This window comes from Bradyrhizobium genosp. P, assembly GCF_049949265.1.
In the GTDB taxonomy this organism is placed as follows: Bacteria; Pseudomonadota; Alphaproteobacteria; order Rhizobiales; family Xanthobacteraceae; genus Bradyrhizobium.
In genome coordinates, this window is the sequence record NZ_CP188195.1 from 3,789,684 (window position 1) to 3,804,054 (window position 14,371).

15 protein-coding genes are annotated in these 14,371 nt (G+C 64.7%); 8 read left to right on the top strand and 7 right to left on the bottom strand.

Annotated elements, in window-relative coordinates:
• Nucleotides 1-113: 113 nt before the first annotated feature.
• Nucleotides 114-1,361 carry an alpha/beta hydrolase gene (locus ACP2YO_RS18380; RefSeq protein ID WP_426442106.1) on the bottom strand — a complete coding sequence of 416 codons (1,248 nt, stop codon included), beginning with the start codon at nucleotides 1,359-1,361 and terminating at the stop codon, nucleotides 114-116.
• Between the two features lie 362 nt (nucleotides 1,362-1,723).
• Between ACP2YO_RS18380 and ACP2YO_RS18385 the strand changes: the two genes are divergently transcribed.
• Both ACP2YO_RS18385 and ACP2YO_RS18390 read left to right on the top strand, forming a co-directional pair.
• Nucleotides 1,724-3,094, top strand: a complete 1,371-nt coding sequence (locus ACP2YO_RS18385; RefSeq protein WP_426443237.1) for an APC family permease — start codon at nucleotides 1,724-1,726, stop codon at nucleotides 3,092-3,094.
• 2 nt (nucleotides 3,095-3,096) lie between these two features.
• Nucleotides 3,097-4,314, top strand: coding sequence for a hypothetical protein (locus ACP2YO_RS18390; RefSeq protein ID WP_426443238.1), 1,218 nt, complete (start codon nucleotides 3,097-3,099; stop codon nucleotides 4,312-4,314).
• Between the two features lie 22 nt (nucleotides 4,315-4,336).
• Here ACP2YO_RS18390 and ACP2YO_RS18395 read toward each other — a convergent pair whose 3' ends face one another.
• Both ACP2YO_RS18395 and yidD read right to left on the bottom strand, forming a co-directional pair.
• Entirely contained in the window at nucleotides 4,337-4,504 is a 168-nt protein-coding gene (locus ACP2YO_RS18395; protein ID WP_426442107.1) for a hypothetical protein, read from the bottom strand.
• A gap of 73 nt (nucleotides 4,505-4,577) precedes the next feature.
• On the bottom strand, nucleotides 4,578-4,889 hold the full coding sequence (gene yidD, locus ACP2YO_RS18400; RefSeq protein WP_426442108.1) for a membrane protein insertion efficiency factor YidD: 312 nt from the start codon (nucleotides 4,887-4,889) through the stop codon (nucleotides 4,578-4,580).
• Between the two features lie 279 nt (nucleotides 4,890-5,168).
• Between yidD and ACP2YO_RS18405 the strand changes: the two genes are divergently transcribed.
• Nucleotides 5,169-6,074 carry a hypothetical protein gene (locus ACP2YO_RS18405; RefSeq protein ID WP_426442109.1) on the top strand — a complete coding sequence of 302 codons (906 nt, stop codon included), beginning with the start codon at nucleotides 5,169-5,171 and terminating at the stop codon, nucleotides 6,072-6,074.
• 15 nt (nucleotides 6,075-6,089) lie between these two features.
• On the opposite strand, the gene ACP2YO_RS18410 is transcribed toward ACP2YO_RS18405, so the two are convergent.
• On the bottom strand, nucleotides 6,090-6,539 hold the full coding sequence (locus tag ACP2YO_RS18410; protein WP_426442110.1) for an iron-sulfur cluster assembly scaffold protein: 450 nt from the start codon (nucleotides 6,537-6,539) through the stop codon (nucleotides 6,090-6,092).
• A gap of 228 nt (nucleotides 6,540-6,767) precedes the next feature.
• On the opposite strand from ACP2YO_RS18410, the gene folE reads away from it, so the two are divergent.
• The 4 genes from folE to ACP2YO_RS18430 all read left to right on the top strand — a co-directional run bounded on the left by folE (nucleotide 6,768) and on the right by ACP2YO_RS18430 (nucleotide 10,361).
• Nucleotides 6,768-7,448 carry a GTP cyclohydrolase I FolE gene (folE, locus tag ACP2YO_RS18415; RefSeq protein ID WP_426442111.1) on the top strand — a complete coding sequence of 227 codons (681 nt, stop codon included), beginning with the start codon at nucleotides 6,768-6,770 and terminating at the stop codon, nucleotides 7,446-7,448.
• A 27-nt stretch (nucleotides 7,449-7,475) separates the two neighbouring features.
• Nucleotides 7,476-7,904: a phosphoribosyl-AMP cyclohydrolase gene (gene hisI, locus ACP2YO_RS18420; protein ID WP_426442112.1), complete on the top strand. Its 429-nt coding sequence runs from the start codon at nucleotides 7,476-7,478 to the stop codon at nucleotides 7,902-7,904.
• Between the two features lie 117 nt (nucleotides 7,905-8,021).
• Nucleotides 8,022-9,023, top strand: a complete 1,002-nt coding sequence (locus ACP2YO_RS18425; protein ID WP_426442113.1) for a transglycosylase SLT domain-containing protein — start codon at nucleotides 8,022-8,024, stop codon at nucleotides 9,021-9,023.
• A 159-nt stretch (nucleotides 9,024-9,182) separates the two neighbouring features.
• The gene (locus tag ACP2YO_RS18430; RefSeq protein ID WP_426442114.1) at nucleotides 9,183-10,361 is read left to right on the top strand and encodes a DUF2336 domain-containing protein; all 1,179 of its coding nucleotides are present in this window, start codon (nucleotides 9,183-9,185) and stop codon (nucleotides 10,359-10,361) included.
• Nucleotides 10,362-10,418: 57 nt separating this feature from the next.
• On the opposite strand, the gene ACP2YO_RS18435 is transcribed toward ACP2YO_RS18430, so the two are convergent.
• From ACP2YO_RS18435 to ACP2YO_RS18445, 3 genes are all read right to left on the bottom strand, one after another.
• On the bottom strand, nucleotides 10,419-10,997 hold the full coding sequence (locus ACP2YO_RS18435; protein WP_426442115.1) for an Hpt domain-containing protein: 579 nt from the start codon (nucleotides 10,995-10,997) through the stop codon (nucleotides 10,419-10,421).
• A gap of 8 nt (nucleotides 10,998-11,005) precedes the next feature.
• Nucleotides 11,006-11,551, bottom strand: coding sequence for a response regulator (locus tag ACP2YO_RS18440; RefSeq protein ID WP_426442116.1), 546 nt, complete (start codon nucleotides 11,549-11,551; stop codon nucleotides 11,006-11,008).
• A gap of 101 nt (nucleotides 11,552-11,652) precedes the next feature.
• Nucleotides 11,653-12,432 carry an NAD kinase gene (locus ACP2YO_RS18445; protein WP_426442117.1) on the bottom strand — a complete coding sequence of 260 codons (780 nt, stop codon included), beginning with the start codon at nucleotides 12,430-12,432 and terminating at the stop codon, nucleotides 11,653-11,655.
• A gap of 154 nt (nucleotides 12,433-12,586) precedes the next feature.
• Between ACP2YO_RS18445 and ACP2YO_RS18450 the strand changes: the two genes are divergently transcribed.
• Nucleotides 12,587-14,164, top strand: a complete 1,578-nt coding sequence (locus tag ACP2YO_RS18450) for a S10 family peptidase (RefSeq protein ID WP_426442118.1) — start codon at nucleotides 12,587-12,589, stop codon at nucleotides 14,162-14,164.
• Nucleotides 14,165-14,371 lie beyond the last annotated feature (207 nt).

Consider the following 14,371-nt stretch of genomic DNA (forward strand, 5'->3'; position numbering starts at 1 on the left):
GCTTGTACAGACCTTCCTGCAATTTCCCCACCCTGTGCGGCACAAATCTCGCGCCCATCAACACCACAATTCGATGGGAACCAAGATCCGGAATTTGACGGGGGCGCGCCCGGTCAGTGGCTCGTTTGAGCTGAAACGCTTGCCACACGCAGCGACGGCGTCGCCGCCATCTTGGTCAGCACTTCCTTGATCGGATATTCAGTCCAGGCCTGCGTCACATAGCTGCGATGGGTGATGCCGTCGCGCGTCTGCACGAACGCTACGCTACCGGGACGCAGCGGCCCGTCCATGCTCTCGCTCACGGAGATACCCTTGCCGCGAAGCATCGACATCAACTCGCGGTCGCGTGGCCGGGTGTAGTGGGTGTAGGAGCTGACGAAGAAACCGGTGCGGTTGTTCTCGATCCACGACGCGAACTTGTCGAGTTCGCCATAGACGGCGTCGAGCAGCAGCACGCCGCGGACGCGACCGGTGGCACCGCCGACGTCGAGGCTCCAGGCAGTCGGCAGGAAGCCGCCGCTGTAACCAACGATCACGACCGGCATGTTGGCAAACGTTTGCGCCGATTTCGGATCGCCATAGAGACGGGCGAGATGGCTCGCGGACTCATCGAGGAAGCGCTTGAAGCCGCCCGGTTGCCAGAACTTGCCGGCGCTGGAGTCGGCCGCATCGACGGCGAGTTGAGGGGCAAGGAGCACGGCGTTGGCGCCGGAATCGGTGATCTGCTGTGGGACCAACTGGCGGTCGCGCACGTCGCGTTCCAGCGTCGCGCCGTTGCCGTGGAAGAACACCACGATCACACCGGGCTTACTGGCATCGAAGGTCTCGGGCACGTGCACCAGCACGCGGCTGTCATTGTAGGTTTCGTTCTGCCAGAAGATCCGGCCGCCATAGCTGCGGTGGCCGCGGCGGTCGCCGCTGCCGACATTGAGGAAGGGGGCGTCGGTGCGCGGGTTGTTGCCGAAATACGGGAAGGCGGAGGATTTCATGCTGACCAGCGTGGTCAGGCCCTCGCGTTCGGTCGTCTGCGGCAGCGTCAAGGTCGGCGAGATCGAGGCGACGCGGACCGGTGAGGGTGCTGCTTTCGGCGGCGCCGGAGCTGGTGCTGCGGCCGCGGTCCGCTGGTACGGAGCAAGGCTCTCTTTCTCGGTCGGGAAGCGATCCTTGAATTGCGGTGCCGGAAAACGATCCTCGAACGTATCGCCGCCGGTCGCCTGGGAGTTGGCCGCCAGCATGCCGGCGTTCGGCGCCCTGCCGCATTGGGCGAGCGGCAGCGCCAGCGGGATCAGGATACAGGCGGCTACAATCCAGTGGCCGCGCCGGCGAGACGACCGCGCATGCCGCGTCGCGCAGGGTGGCATCACCCCGCCCACACGATCATCACTGTCGAAAATCGGCTGTGCCCCGACCATCCACCCTTTGCCCCACACCCACCGGCAAACGACGTATCTTGGCTTGTCGGTGTTTAGGTCACGTTAAGCTCCCGGAGCGTTTCCCCACATCCGGAAGGCATTATGAGACCACTCAATCGTGTCTTGATTGTGGGAGGGGCGCCCCCATTCTGGTAGGCCGGTCGCACCCCAGACAACCGCGACGCTGACAGAGGTATTATATAACCTTTTATCGTGCCAGTTTAAACCATTGTTAACGCTGCTTGAATTGCACGGCGCGAGCCTGCACCATGGTGGTGCTCCGGCGTGCGGCGGCTGAAGGTACGGTCGAAATGGCGGCATCACCTACGGGAAGCGCGGCGTTGCGCGGCCCGCTCCCCGGCACTGGCTCGACCGTTTCGGTCCTGACGGCGACCGCGATCGTTGTGGCCGACATGGTCGGCGTCGGCGTCTTCACCAGCCTCGGCTTCCAGGTCAAGGACATCCCTTCCGGCTTCTCCATCCTCCTGTTGTGGACCGTCGGCGGTATCGTCGCGCTGTGCGGGGTGTTCTCCTATGGCGAACTCGGCGCCATGTTCCCGCGCTCGAGCGGCGAGTACAATTTCCTCGGCCAGACCTATCATCCGGCCTTCGGGTTTCTGGCCGGCTGGGTGTCGGCGACCGTCGGCTTCGCCGCACCGGTTGCGCTCGCGGCAATGGCGTTCGGCGAGTACGGCCGAGCGATCCTGCCCGGCGCGCCGCCGCTCGCGCTTGCCATCGGCGTGGTGTGGCTGGTGTCGATCGTGCAACTCACCGGGGTCAGGCATTCCTCGACGTTCCAGCTGATCGCGACCATCCTGAAGGTGGTGTTGATCGTTGCCTTCCTGGTGATGGGCTTCGTGATCGCGACCCCGCAGCCGGTGTCGTTTGCGCCGTCGTCGTCCGATCTCGCCCAAGTGCTCAGCGCGCCGTTCGCCATCAGCCTGGTGTTCGTGATGTATTCGTTCTCGGGCTGGAACGCTGCGACCTATATCATCGGCGAGATGCGGCTGCCGGAGCGCAACCTGCCGCGCGCGATGCTGTCGGGCACGCTGATCGTGCTGGTGCTTTATGTCGCGCTCAATGCGGTGTTCCTGCACTCCGCGCCGATCGACAGGCTTGCCGGCCAACTCGACGTCGCCCGCGTTTCCGGTAGCTATATCTTCGGCGAGTTCGGCGGCCGCATCGTCGGCGCGATGATCTGCGTCGGGCTGATCTCCTCGATCAGCGCGATGATGTGGATCGGCCCGCGCGTGATGATGACAATGGGTGAGGACATTCCGGCGCTGAAGCTGTTCGCGCGGCGATGGACCAGCGGCGCGCCGGCCTATGCGATCCTGTTCCAGCTCGCGGTCGCAAGCCTCATGTTGTTCACCCGCAGCTTCGAGGCGGTGCTCGATTTCATCCAGTTCGCGCTGTTGTTCTGCTCGTTCTTCGCCGTGGCTGGTGTGATCAAGCTGCGCATCACCCATCCCGACTTGCCGCGGCCCTATCGTGCCTGGGGATACCCGATCACGCCGGTGGTTTTCCTGCTCGTGACCGGCTTCATGATGTACTATCTCTTGACGCAGCGTCCGCTGCAGTCTGCGTTTGGTATTTTGATCATGATCTCGGGCCTTGTGATCTACGCGATCTTCCGCAAGCGGCCCGATCATCCCGCGACCGAACGCCCGGGTTACGAATGAAGATGGTCTGGTCCGTGAGAGCGTTGGCGCTGACGGCGGCGATGCTGGTGGCGGCGGTCATGCCGGTGCGCGCCGCCGACGTGACGCCCAACGACACCGCGCGTTTCCTTGCCGGCATGCAGCCGTCGGCCGATTCGCCGCTGCTGCCGCTGACCAGGGATCCCGCCTGGCAACGGCATGCGAAATTCTTCGACGGAGCCTTCGCCCGGCTCGAAGCGCGCCAATTGTCGAAGATCCGCGCCTGGGCCGACACCAATCTTGCCGCGCCCAAGCCGACCATGTTCTACATGTTCTCAGGGCCGGATTTCCTCTACGCCAACGCGTTCTACGGCAAGGCGACGACCTATGTGCTGAGCGCGCTGGAGCCGCCCGGCGCTGTGCCCGATCTCACCAGGCTGCCGCGCGGCGGCGTCGGTGCCGCGCTCTACAACGTCGAACGCTCGCTCGGATCGGTCCTGAGCTTCTCCTTCTTCATCACCAAGCAGATGAAGGTCGACCTGCACGCCGGCGAGGTCAGCGGCACCTTGCCGATCCTCTATGTATTCCTCGCACGCTCGGGCAAGACGGTCCGCGACGTCAAGCCGGTTACACTCGACGCGAACGGGGCGCTCACCGTCGGCGCAGAGGAAGCAGCGCGCAACGCGGTGCACGGTGTGCGGATCACGTTTGCAGGCTCGGATGGCGTCGAGAAGACGCTGTATTACTTCTCGACCGATCTCTCCAACTCCGGTGTGAAGGCGAGCGGCTTCCTGAAGTTCTGCGCGACGCTTGCGCCCGGCAACAGCCTGATCAAGAGCGCGTCCTACCTCCTGTACGCCGGCAACTTCTCAACCGTGCGCAGCTTCATCCTCGCCAACAGCGCCACCGTCATCCAGGACGATTCCGGAATCCCGCTTGGCTACTACAGTGCGAAGAAGTGGCGCTTCTTCCCGTTCGGCCATTATCTCGGTCCGATCGACAAGTTTCCTAGTCGCTATCAGGAGGCCTATGCCGAATTGTTCCGTCGCGCCCAGCCGATCGATTTCGGCATCGGCTATCGCTGGCGCACCCACGAGTCCAATGTGCTGCTGTCGGTGCGGCTGCCCGATGACGGCACGGGCACGGCGGAGACAACGTCGTCAGCCGAAGAGCCGCCGTCACCGCCGCCGCCAAGGCCGCGACCACGCAGGCCGCGTCCACCGCCGCCACCACCGCCAGGCAGCTTCTGGTTCTGGCGCTAATCCGCGAGCAACGCTCGGCGCGTCACCAGTGCACGTTCTGGCTCGGTACGATGAACGCCGTGGTGCTTGGCGTCTCGGGACGGTGGGCGAAGTAGCCGTAGGCGGCAACGATCAGAATGAGCAAGGCAACCACGGCCAGCAGATCGATCTGCCGGGGATCGTGCTCATGGTGGCTGATTTTCCAGCGCATTGTTGTTTCCTCCCAACCGGGGCCAACAAACAATGCGGCAGATCAGCCACAGTTCCGCGCATCGGCAAATTCCTCAATTCGCGTTGACGCCGCGCCAGCGGCCGTATCGCCACGGCAAGTACCAGCGCGCGCCCGGCGGTTTAACCGGCGGCACGTTGTCGATGCCGGATGTTCCCCAGGGCTGGCAGCGCAGGAGCCGCGCCAGCGTCATCCATCCGCCGGCCCACAGCCCGAAGCGCTCGATCGCCTCATCGCCGTAGAGCGAACAGGTCGGCAGATGCCGGCAGTTGTAGCCGACGAGTGGTGACAGCGTGTGCCGGTAGATCCAGATCAGGCCACGGCCAAGATTACGCGGCAGGCGGCGCGTGATGCTGGCACACTCCATGCATCTGTGCGTGCATCTCTGTGACGATGAATGATCTGTCGGCGGCATATTGCAACTATGTACGTAGTCTTGCGGGGGTTCCAAGCCAAGGAACTGTGCTGCTGCAGATATTTACGCCACAGTTCGCAATTAACGCGCTGCGTGAGCGGCGCTGCAGCAGGCTCCTATGGACGGGTCGGGTCAGCACGGTTACCGTTTCGACGACGGCGCAATGACAGAATCACGGCGCGTAGACATGGGGCCGCCGCTCGCACTAGGGGCTGAGGGGAAGGAGCCAAATTGAGGCTTGTGAAGTCGCTTTCATTGCGCGGCTGGGCGTTTCTCGGCGCCGTCAGCCTTTGCATCGCAATTCCCGGCACCGTGACGACGCTGGGCACTTCGGCGCATGCAAGCTCGACCCTCGAAGAACGCAAGCTGCCGATGAGGTTCAGCTGGATCACGTGCCAGCCGAATTGCCGGGGCTGGGTGTCCGCGGTCGGCATCATCACCGCCGATAGCCCAAAGGATTTCGACGATTTCGCACGCGGCCGTCAGCTCAACGGCGCCACCATCGTGCTCGACTCCAGCGGTGGCTCGGTCAATGACGCGATCACGCTTGGCCGCCGCTTCCGCGGTCTTGGCGCGCTGACGACCGTCGGCACCAGCATCGTCAGCCAGATGCCGCAGGGCGAGCGCGCGAGCGTCGTACCGGATGCTTATTGCGAGTCGATGTGCGTGTTCCTGCTGCTGTCGGGCCAAACACGCTACGTCCCGCAAGCCGCCCATGTCCGCGTTCACCAGATCTGGATGGGCGACCGTGCCGATGATGCCAAGGCCGCAAGCTACAACGCGCAGGATCTGATGATCGTCGAGCGCGACATCGGCCGTCTCGCCAAATACACCTTCGAGATGGGCGGTGCCGGCGACTTGCTGTCGTTGGCGCTCAGTGTGCCGCCGTGGGAAGAGCTGCACGAATTGTCGCCCGCCGAATTGCGGCTGACCAATCTGGTCACCACCGACGCCGTCGCCGACGTGCTGCCGCGGCAGGACAATGCCATCCCGGTCGCGGAAGCGAAGTCCAGGGATCGCTTCGTCAGCAGCGCGATGGACGGCGAAGCCCAACGGCTGACCGCGAAGGCGACCAAGACTGCCGAAGCTCTGGCTCCGACCGGTGGCGCAGCGGTGTCGGCTCAGCCCGCGCAGTGAGGCTCAACTAAATTCTTAAGCGGGCTGTTTAGCCTTGGCTTCGATCTGGCCGATTGCATCGACCACGGCGTCGAAGGTCAGCATGGTCGAGGCATGGCGCGCCTTGTAATCGCGGACCGGCTCGAGCAGCGCGATATCGGCCCATTTGCCGCCCTTGGGGGGGGGCTGGCCGTTTTCCTTCAGCATCTTGCGGACGGTCTCGCGCAATTCGCGCAGCTCGTCGGTGGTCGAGCCCACGACGTGGCTCGCCATGATCGAGGAGGAGGCCTGGCCAAGCGCGCAGGCCTTCACGTCGTGGGCGAAGTCCGTCACCACGGGCCCGTCCATCTTGAGATCGATCTTGACGGTCGAGCCGCACAGTTTGGAGTGGGCGGTAGCGCTGGCATCGGGATCGGCAAGTCTGCCGAGGCGCGGAATATTGCCAGCCAACTCGATGATCCGCTTGTTGTAAATGTCGTTCAGCATGGGCGCAGATGCCTGGTTCCGGCGACGCCAGCCGCTATTGGCGGCTGGATTTCACCGTCCTATATATGGACGGCATGGGCGCAGAAATATAGTGCGGCCATGCAGCCGCTGCGGCCCACCTTTGCTGCTGCGGTGCTACGATGATGGGACTCAGGCGCCCGGCGGTTTGAAGTTCGCCCCGTCTGCCCGGTGACACCTCCGGCCCGTGGCCGGTCGAACGGAGAAGACATGGACGCCTTGATCAAGACGATTCGCCCCAACAAGCCATCCGATGCGAAGGCCGCCGAGCTCGACCCCGCCGAGTTCATGGGCGCAGCCGTGCGTGCTGACCAGCCGCGTCCCTCGCGGGCCGAGGCGGAGCAGGCGGTGACGACCCTGCTCAGCTATATCGGCGAGAATCCGGGCCGCGAAGGATTGCTCGATACGCCGCGCCGCGTCGTCGAGGCCTATGACGAGCTTTATCAGGGCTACCATCAGGCTCCGGCTGAGGTGCTGAACCGCACCTTCGGCGAAACCGCTGGCTATGACGATTTCGTGCTGATCCGCGACATCGAATTCACCTCGCAATGCGAGCATCACATGATGCCGTTCTACGGCAAGGCGCACATCGCCTATACGCCGGTGGAGCGGGTCGTCGGCCTGTCCAAGCTTGCGCGGCTCACCGACATCTTCGCTCGCCGCCTGCAGACGCAGGAGCATCTCACTGCCCAGATCGCCGCCGCGATCGACGAGATCCTGAAGCCGCGCGGCGTTGCGGTGCTGATCGAGGCGGAGCATACCTGCATGTCGGTGCGCGGCGTCGCCAAGCATGGTGCGACGACCTTCACCAGCCGCTTCACCGGCATGTTCCGCGACAATCCGGCGGAGCAGCAGCGTTTCCTGTCCCTGGTGCGAGGACCGAACCGGTAACCTCGCGTTTCCTGAGCGAGGTTTGCCGTGTCCACATCGACCCACGATCACGATCGCGAAGAAGGGCTGGCGTTCCAGCCCAAATTCGACGCGGCAGGTCTCGTGACCTGCGTCGCGACCGATGTCGCGACCGGCGATGTGCTGATGGTCGCGCACATGAACGACGAGGCGCTACGCAAGACCATCTCCACCGGCGAGGCCTGGTACTTCAGCCGCTCGCGCAACGCGCTCTGGCGCAAGGGTGAAAGCTCCGGCCAGACCCAGCGCGTGGTCGAGATGCGGATGGATTGCGACCAGGATGCGGTGTGGCTTCGCGTCGAGCAGACCGGTGCCGCCTGCCACACCGGGCGGCGCTCGTGCTTCTATCGCGCGGTCAAGGAGGAGGGCGGCGGCGTCGGTCTGTCTTTCGTCGATGCCGAGCGATTGTTCGATCCGGCACAGGTCTATCGCAAATAGAGACGTGCCGTTCGGCTTCCCACCGGCCGTGCAGCGTTAACGTCTTATTAACCGTAATTGCGGCAAGCTGACAGGACTTGGGTGCCGATTGCCGGCGCCCGGCAAGGCATCGGGCGGATGGCGGTCGACACAATCAATGCCTCGGCTGCGGCAGGTGTCGATCCCTCACGTCTGCAGATCGCGAATTCGATCAAGCAGGCGGCCTCGACCACCGGCACGAGCTTCGAGTACTTGCTCACGACCGCCAAGATGGAATCCGATTTCAATCCGAAGGCCGGCGCCTCGACGTCGTCGGCGCACGGACTTTATCAATTCATCGACCAGACCTGGCTCGGCACCGTCAAGGAAGCCGGAAGCCAGCTCGGCTACGGCAGATATGCCGACGCCATCACCAGGAATTCCGACGGCAGCTATTCGGTCAGCGATCCCACCGCGCGCAGCGCGATCATGAAGCTGCGCGACAATTCCGATGCCGCGTCGTCGATGGCGGCGGCGCTGACGCAATCCAACAGCTTCGAGCTCACCGGCCAGATCGGCCGCCGTCCGACCGATTCCGAGCTCTATATGGCCCACTTCATGGGCGTCGGCGGTGCCGCCCAGCTGATCTCGAGCGCCGAGGATAGTCCGAGCGCCAGTGCCGCCGCGATGTTTCCCAAAGCCGCTGCCGCCAACCACTCGATCTTCTATGACTCGTCGGGCAGCGCGCGCAGCGTTTCGCAAGTCTATTCGGTCCTGACCACGCGCTATGCGGCGGCCGCAAATTCGAAGGACACGCGGACTGCCTTCGCTGCGGCAGGCGGTGGCGAGACGACTACTCCCTATGCGGTCGCAGGCGCCACGCCGACGCCTGCGCTGACCATGGACACCGCGTCCTATCTCTCGACCTTCCCGGCGGTCACGCCGGTCAGTGCGACCTCGCAGGCAACCGCGTCCGCGCAGCAGGTGCCGGCCTTCCGCTCTTTGTATCAAGTCGGCGACCGTTCAGAGCCGATTTCGCCTGTGGTGCAGGAGCTGTGGGGCAGTCCGTCGTCAACGACCGCATCGGCGGCGACGACGGGCCGCACCACCGGGCGGCTCGATCTGTTCAGCGATCCCGCCGGCACCTACAGCAGCGGCTAGCGGCCTTGTGGTGCGCGCGCCCTTCGCGGCCCGGCCATCTTAACGAAACGTCAATAATCCCAAACGTTTATGGTGAACCCTTTGTTAAGCGTCATGGTTTATTTTTCCTTGCAGTGGCATTGCATCCGATGCCGTTTCGTTGCGTAAGCCGGCAGGACCATGATCGTTCGGCAGTTCATTAGTTGGATTAGGACCGCTACGGCGGGCGAGCGCGCAGAAGCAACGCGGGCCTTGGCGCGGGCCTGGCTCATTTCAGATCTCACCGACGACGATCGGATCGCAGCCGAAGGCGCGCTGCTGATGCTGCTCGACGATCCGTCGCCGCTGGTGCGCCAGGCGATGGCCGAGGTGTTCGCGCGCAGCGCCGATGCGCCCGCGGCGATCGTGCAGGCTCTGTCGGTCGACCAGCCCTCGATCGCGCTGCCGGTGCTGGAACATTCCCCACTTCTGATCGATGCCGACCTCGTCGATCTCGTCGCGACCGGCAATGATGAGACGCAATGCGCGATCGCGCGCCGGAACAGTTTGCCGGCCTCCGTCTCCGCCGCGATCGCCGAAGTCGGTTCGCCGGCGGCTGCGCTCGAGCTGATCGAAAATCCATATGCCGGCCTCCCGCCGTTCTCCTGGGACCGCATCGCCGAGCGCCACGGCCATCTCGCGGCGATCAGGGAATCGATGCTGCAGCTCGAGGACCTGCCGTCGGCGACGCGCATGGTGCTGGTCGCCAAGCTGTCCGACACGCTGGCGCAATTCGCGGTGGCACGGAACTGGCTCGGCGCCGACCGGGCGGAACGAATTGCGGGTGAGGCGCGCGAACGCTCGACGGTGAACATCGCGGCACAATCGTTCGGCGAGGACATGCGCGGCCTGATCACCCATCTGCGCGCGACGGGCCAGCTTACCGCCGGACTGATCCTGCGCGCGCTGTTGTCGGGCAATCTCGACCTGTTCGCCGCGGCGCTCGCAGAACTGTCGGGACTGCCGCATGCCCGCGTCTCCGCGCTGCTCAACGATCGCGGCGGCAACGGCCTGCGGGCGCTGCTGGTCCGCGCCGGCCTGCCGGAATCCACCTTCGCGGCATTTCGTGTTGCGCTCGAGGCCACCCATGAGATGGGCTATGTCGACACCGGTGACGGTGCGGCGCGGCTGCATCGCCGCATGGTGGAGCGCGTGCTGACCCATTGCGAGACCGACCATTCCGCCGCCGAACCCTTGCTGATCCTGCTGCGCCGCTTCGCGACGGAATCGGCGCGGGAGGATGCGCGGATGTTCTGCGAAGAGCTCGCCGCCGAAGATGCGATCGCGGCCCAGCCTTACGACGACTTGATTGCGGCCTAGGGCCGCTTCCCGGTAGCAGATAGCGATCGAGGCGACCGCCGCAACGGCGGCGCGCGGCTATTCGCCCGGCACGATGCTCGGCGCCAGGATGGCCTCGAGATGCTCGGGCCGGTCGCGGTTGGCGTAGGTGAGGAACTCGTCGGTGATGCCGCGAAGCTGCTTGCTCAGCACGCCGGACACGACGACGGTGTCGAGCCTGGTGCGCTCGCGCACGATTGCCTGCACGGCGTTGATGTGGTGCGTGATCAGCGCGGCCGGCACCGCGTTGAGATCCGGTGCGTGCTCGATGATGCGGCACAGGCTTTCCGCCGCCGCCGCCGCCGCCGGATAGCCGAACGTCGCAGCGTCGCCCTTGATATCATGGGCGGCGCGGAACAGCTCGTCGCGCGTTTCCTTGTTGAAACCTCTGCGCAGCACCTCGGCATGGGCGGCGGAGAGGCGGTCGGCCTCGACCGTCATCCAGTCCTTGAATTCGCCGGACAGCCCGGCCAGCGCCTTTTCCGCGCGCCCGACCGGATCGTCGAGATCGCTCTCCGGCACGCGCAGCAACATCTTGCGCAGCGGATTGGGCTGCGTGATCACGTGGTGCGTGTCGAAGCTCTTGACCTCGATCGTCCCGGGTTTGTCCTTGGCCATGACGGCTCCTAGATGCTCGTGCGGGCCTTATCGAGCAGCGACGGTTGCTGCAACACCTCGACCTCGCCGTTGCCACGGCGCTCGGGGCCGATATAGGCGTTGTTGGTGTTGCGGCGGCGGTCGGGGCCGAAATAGGTCTTGGTCTTGATGAACGGCCGCGGATTGGCGACCACGTTGAGGATGCGCTGGTAGAGCCCCTTGGCCGAGATCGGCTTGGCCAGGAATTCGGTGACGCCGGCGTCGCGCGCCACCGTTACGCGGCGCTTCTCGGAATGCCCGGTCAGCATGATGATCGGCGCGTAGGGGTTGCCTTTGGATTCCGGCTGCCGGATCATCTGCGCGAGCTCAAGCCCGTCGAAGATCGGCATCGACCAGTCGGTGATGACGATGTCGGGCACGTAATGGGTGTACATTTCGAGCGCGGTGGCGCCGTCCTCGGACTCATAGACCTCGCGCGCGCCGAACGAATGCAGCAGCGTCCGCAGGATGCGGCGCATGTGGGGATTGTCGTCGCAAATCAGAAATCGCAGCTTGTTGAAGTCGATGCGATACATGGTCCGGTCCTGAACGGGCATAGCGGGCCAACGCGGTATTACCCGAAATTAACCATATCCTCGCCGCGGTTAACGAATGGTTGCCGGGAGGGGCGTAGCCTTCAATGGCCGAACTGCTCGCGCAGAATGCGCTCCTCGAGCGAATGGCCGGGGTCGAACAGCATCCGCATCGCAATCGTCTTGTCGGACAGCACCTCGACGCGGCAGACGTCGCGAACCTCGTCATGGTCGGCGACCGCGGCGACCGGGCGCTTTTCGCCCTCGATCACCTCGATCACCACGAAAGCGGAATTCGGCAACAGCGCGCCGCGCCAGCGCCGCGGCCGGAACGCACTGATCGGGGTCAGCGCCAGCAGCGCCGCGTTCAGCGGCAGGATCGGCCCCTGGGCGGAGAGGTTGTAGGCGGTCGATCCGGCCGGCGTCGCCACCAGAATGCCGTCGGCCATCAGCTCCGCCATCTGCTCGTGCTCGTCGATCAGGATGCGCAGTTTTGCCACCTGATAGGTCTGGCGAAACAGCGCGACCTCGTTGATCGCGTGATGCAGGTGCACGGCCCCATGGATGTCGGTGGCGCGCATCAAGAGCGGATTGATCAGCGACTCCCGGGCTGCCTGCAGCCGCGTGCGCAAATCGTGCGTCGAGTACTCGTTCATCAGGAAGCCGACCGTGCCGCGATGCATGCCGTAGATCGGCTTGGTGCTGCGCATCTGGGTGTGCAGCGTCTGCAGCATCAATCCGTCGCCGCCGAGTGCGACCACGACATCGGCGTCGTCGACCGGGTGGTTGCCATATGTGGTCGAGAGTTGCTCGAGCGCCGCTTGCGCTTCCGCGCTCGGGCTGGCGACGAAGGCGATCTTGTCATAGCGCTTGGAGCCAGCCATCGCTCACGAACTCGTTTGCCACGGGATACGCCGCGCTCGTCTATACATCCCCGGCGGCCTTGTCGAGATGGTCCCGAGATCGTCTTGCCGATGTCGCCAAGGTATCGCAGTTTGCGGATGGAATCCGTAAATATGGGTCCAGGGAGTGCACGGCATGGCTAACAGTTTTGCGACACGGCTCGCGGCGGCACTGCTGGTCGCTTGCGTTGCGACCGCGGCGCGGGCCGACGACGAGACCCCGCAGCCGCAGCCGTCGCCGAGCGCGCAGGTCCCAAGCGGCCAGAAGGGGCGGCCGGGGCACGGCGATGCCGGTCCCAACGGCAACGCCAGCTCCACGGCCAACGCGTCCGCCGAACAGCATCGCCTGCCGCCGGATTCCACGACCAAACAGTCGCTGGCGCTGCCGGGCCGCACGCTCGCCTTCACCGCCACGGCCGGTTCGATCCGCGTGTTCGATGGCAAGGGCGAGCCGCTGGCCGACATCGCCTACACGTCCTACCAGCTCGACGGCGCCGACAAGGCCAGCCGTCCCGTGACATTCCTGTTCAACGGCGGTCCCGGTGCGTCGTCGGCCTGGCTGCAGTTCGGCAGTGTCGGGCCGTGGCGGCTCTCGTTCGACGGCGACGGCGCGATATCCTCCGCCTCGCCAGACCTGTCGCCGAACGCCGACACCTGGCTCGACTTCACCGATCTCGTCTTCATCGATCCGGTCGGCACCGGTTACAGCCGCTTCATCACGACGTCTGAAGACGCCCGCAAGCGCTTCTTCAGCGTCGATGGCGACGTCAATTCGGTCGCGCTGGTGATCCGCCGCTGGCTGGAGAAATACGACCGGCTGCTGTCGCCGAAATATGTCGCCGGCGAAAGCTATGGCGGCATTCGCGGGCCGAAGGTCGTGCACAATCTGCAGGTAGAGCAGGGCGTCGGCCCGCGCGGCCTGATCCTGATTTCGCCGGTGCTCGACTTCCGTGAATATTCCGGCTCCAGCATCCTGCAATTTGTCGCAAGCCTGCCGACCATGGCGGCGGTCGCGCGACAGGCCAAGGGGCCGGTTACCCGGCAGGATCTGGCCGACGTCGAACGCTATGCGCAGAGTGATTTTCTGCTCGATCTCGTCAAGGGCCAGGCCGACACGGATGCCACGACGCGCCTCTCCGACAAGGTCGCGAGCCTCACCGGCATCGATCAGGCGGTGAGCCGCAGGCTCGCCGGCCGCTTCGACATCGGCGAATTCCGCCGTGAGTTCGACCGCAAGAGCGGCAAGGTGACCGGCCGCTACGACGCCTCCGTCGAAGGCTTCGATCCCTATCCCGACTCCAGCTACTACCATTTCGGCGACCCCTCCGGCGATCCCCTGATGGCGCCGCTGACCAGCGCCGCCGTCGATCTCACCACGCGCAAGCTGAACTGGCGGCCGGACGGTTCCTATCAATTGCTCAGCGAGAGCGTGAACAAGGCCTGGGAGTTCGGCCACGGCACCACGCCGGCGGAGTCGGTGACGCAGCTTCGCCAGGCGCTCGCGCTCGATCCGAAACTGAAACTCCTGATCGGCCACGGCCTGTTCGATCTTGCCACGCCATACTTCGCCTCGAAGATCATCCTCGACCAGCTGCCGGCCTTCGCAGGGAGGGACCGCACCAAGCTCGTGGTCTATCCCGGCGGCCACATGTTCTATTCCCGCGACGGCTCGCGCCAGGCGTTCCGGAAAGAGGTTGAGACGCTGATGAAGTGAGGAATGCTTGTTCGGTGTCATCGCCCGCGCATGCGGGCGATCCAGTATTCCAGAGACAGTTGTGATTGAGCTGATAGGCCGCGGCGTACTGGGTCGCCCGGTCGAGCCGGGCGATGACGGCGGTGGGTGTGGCTGCGCGCTCTCGCGACATGATTTGTCCGAGCTTTGCATTTCGTTTGCCCTCTCATTGTGCAGAGGGCACAGGGA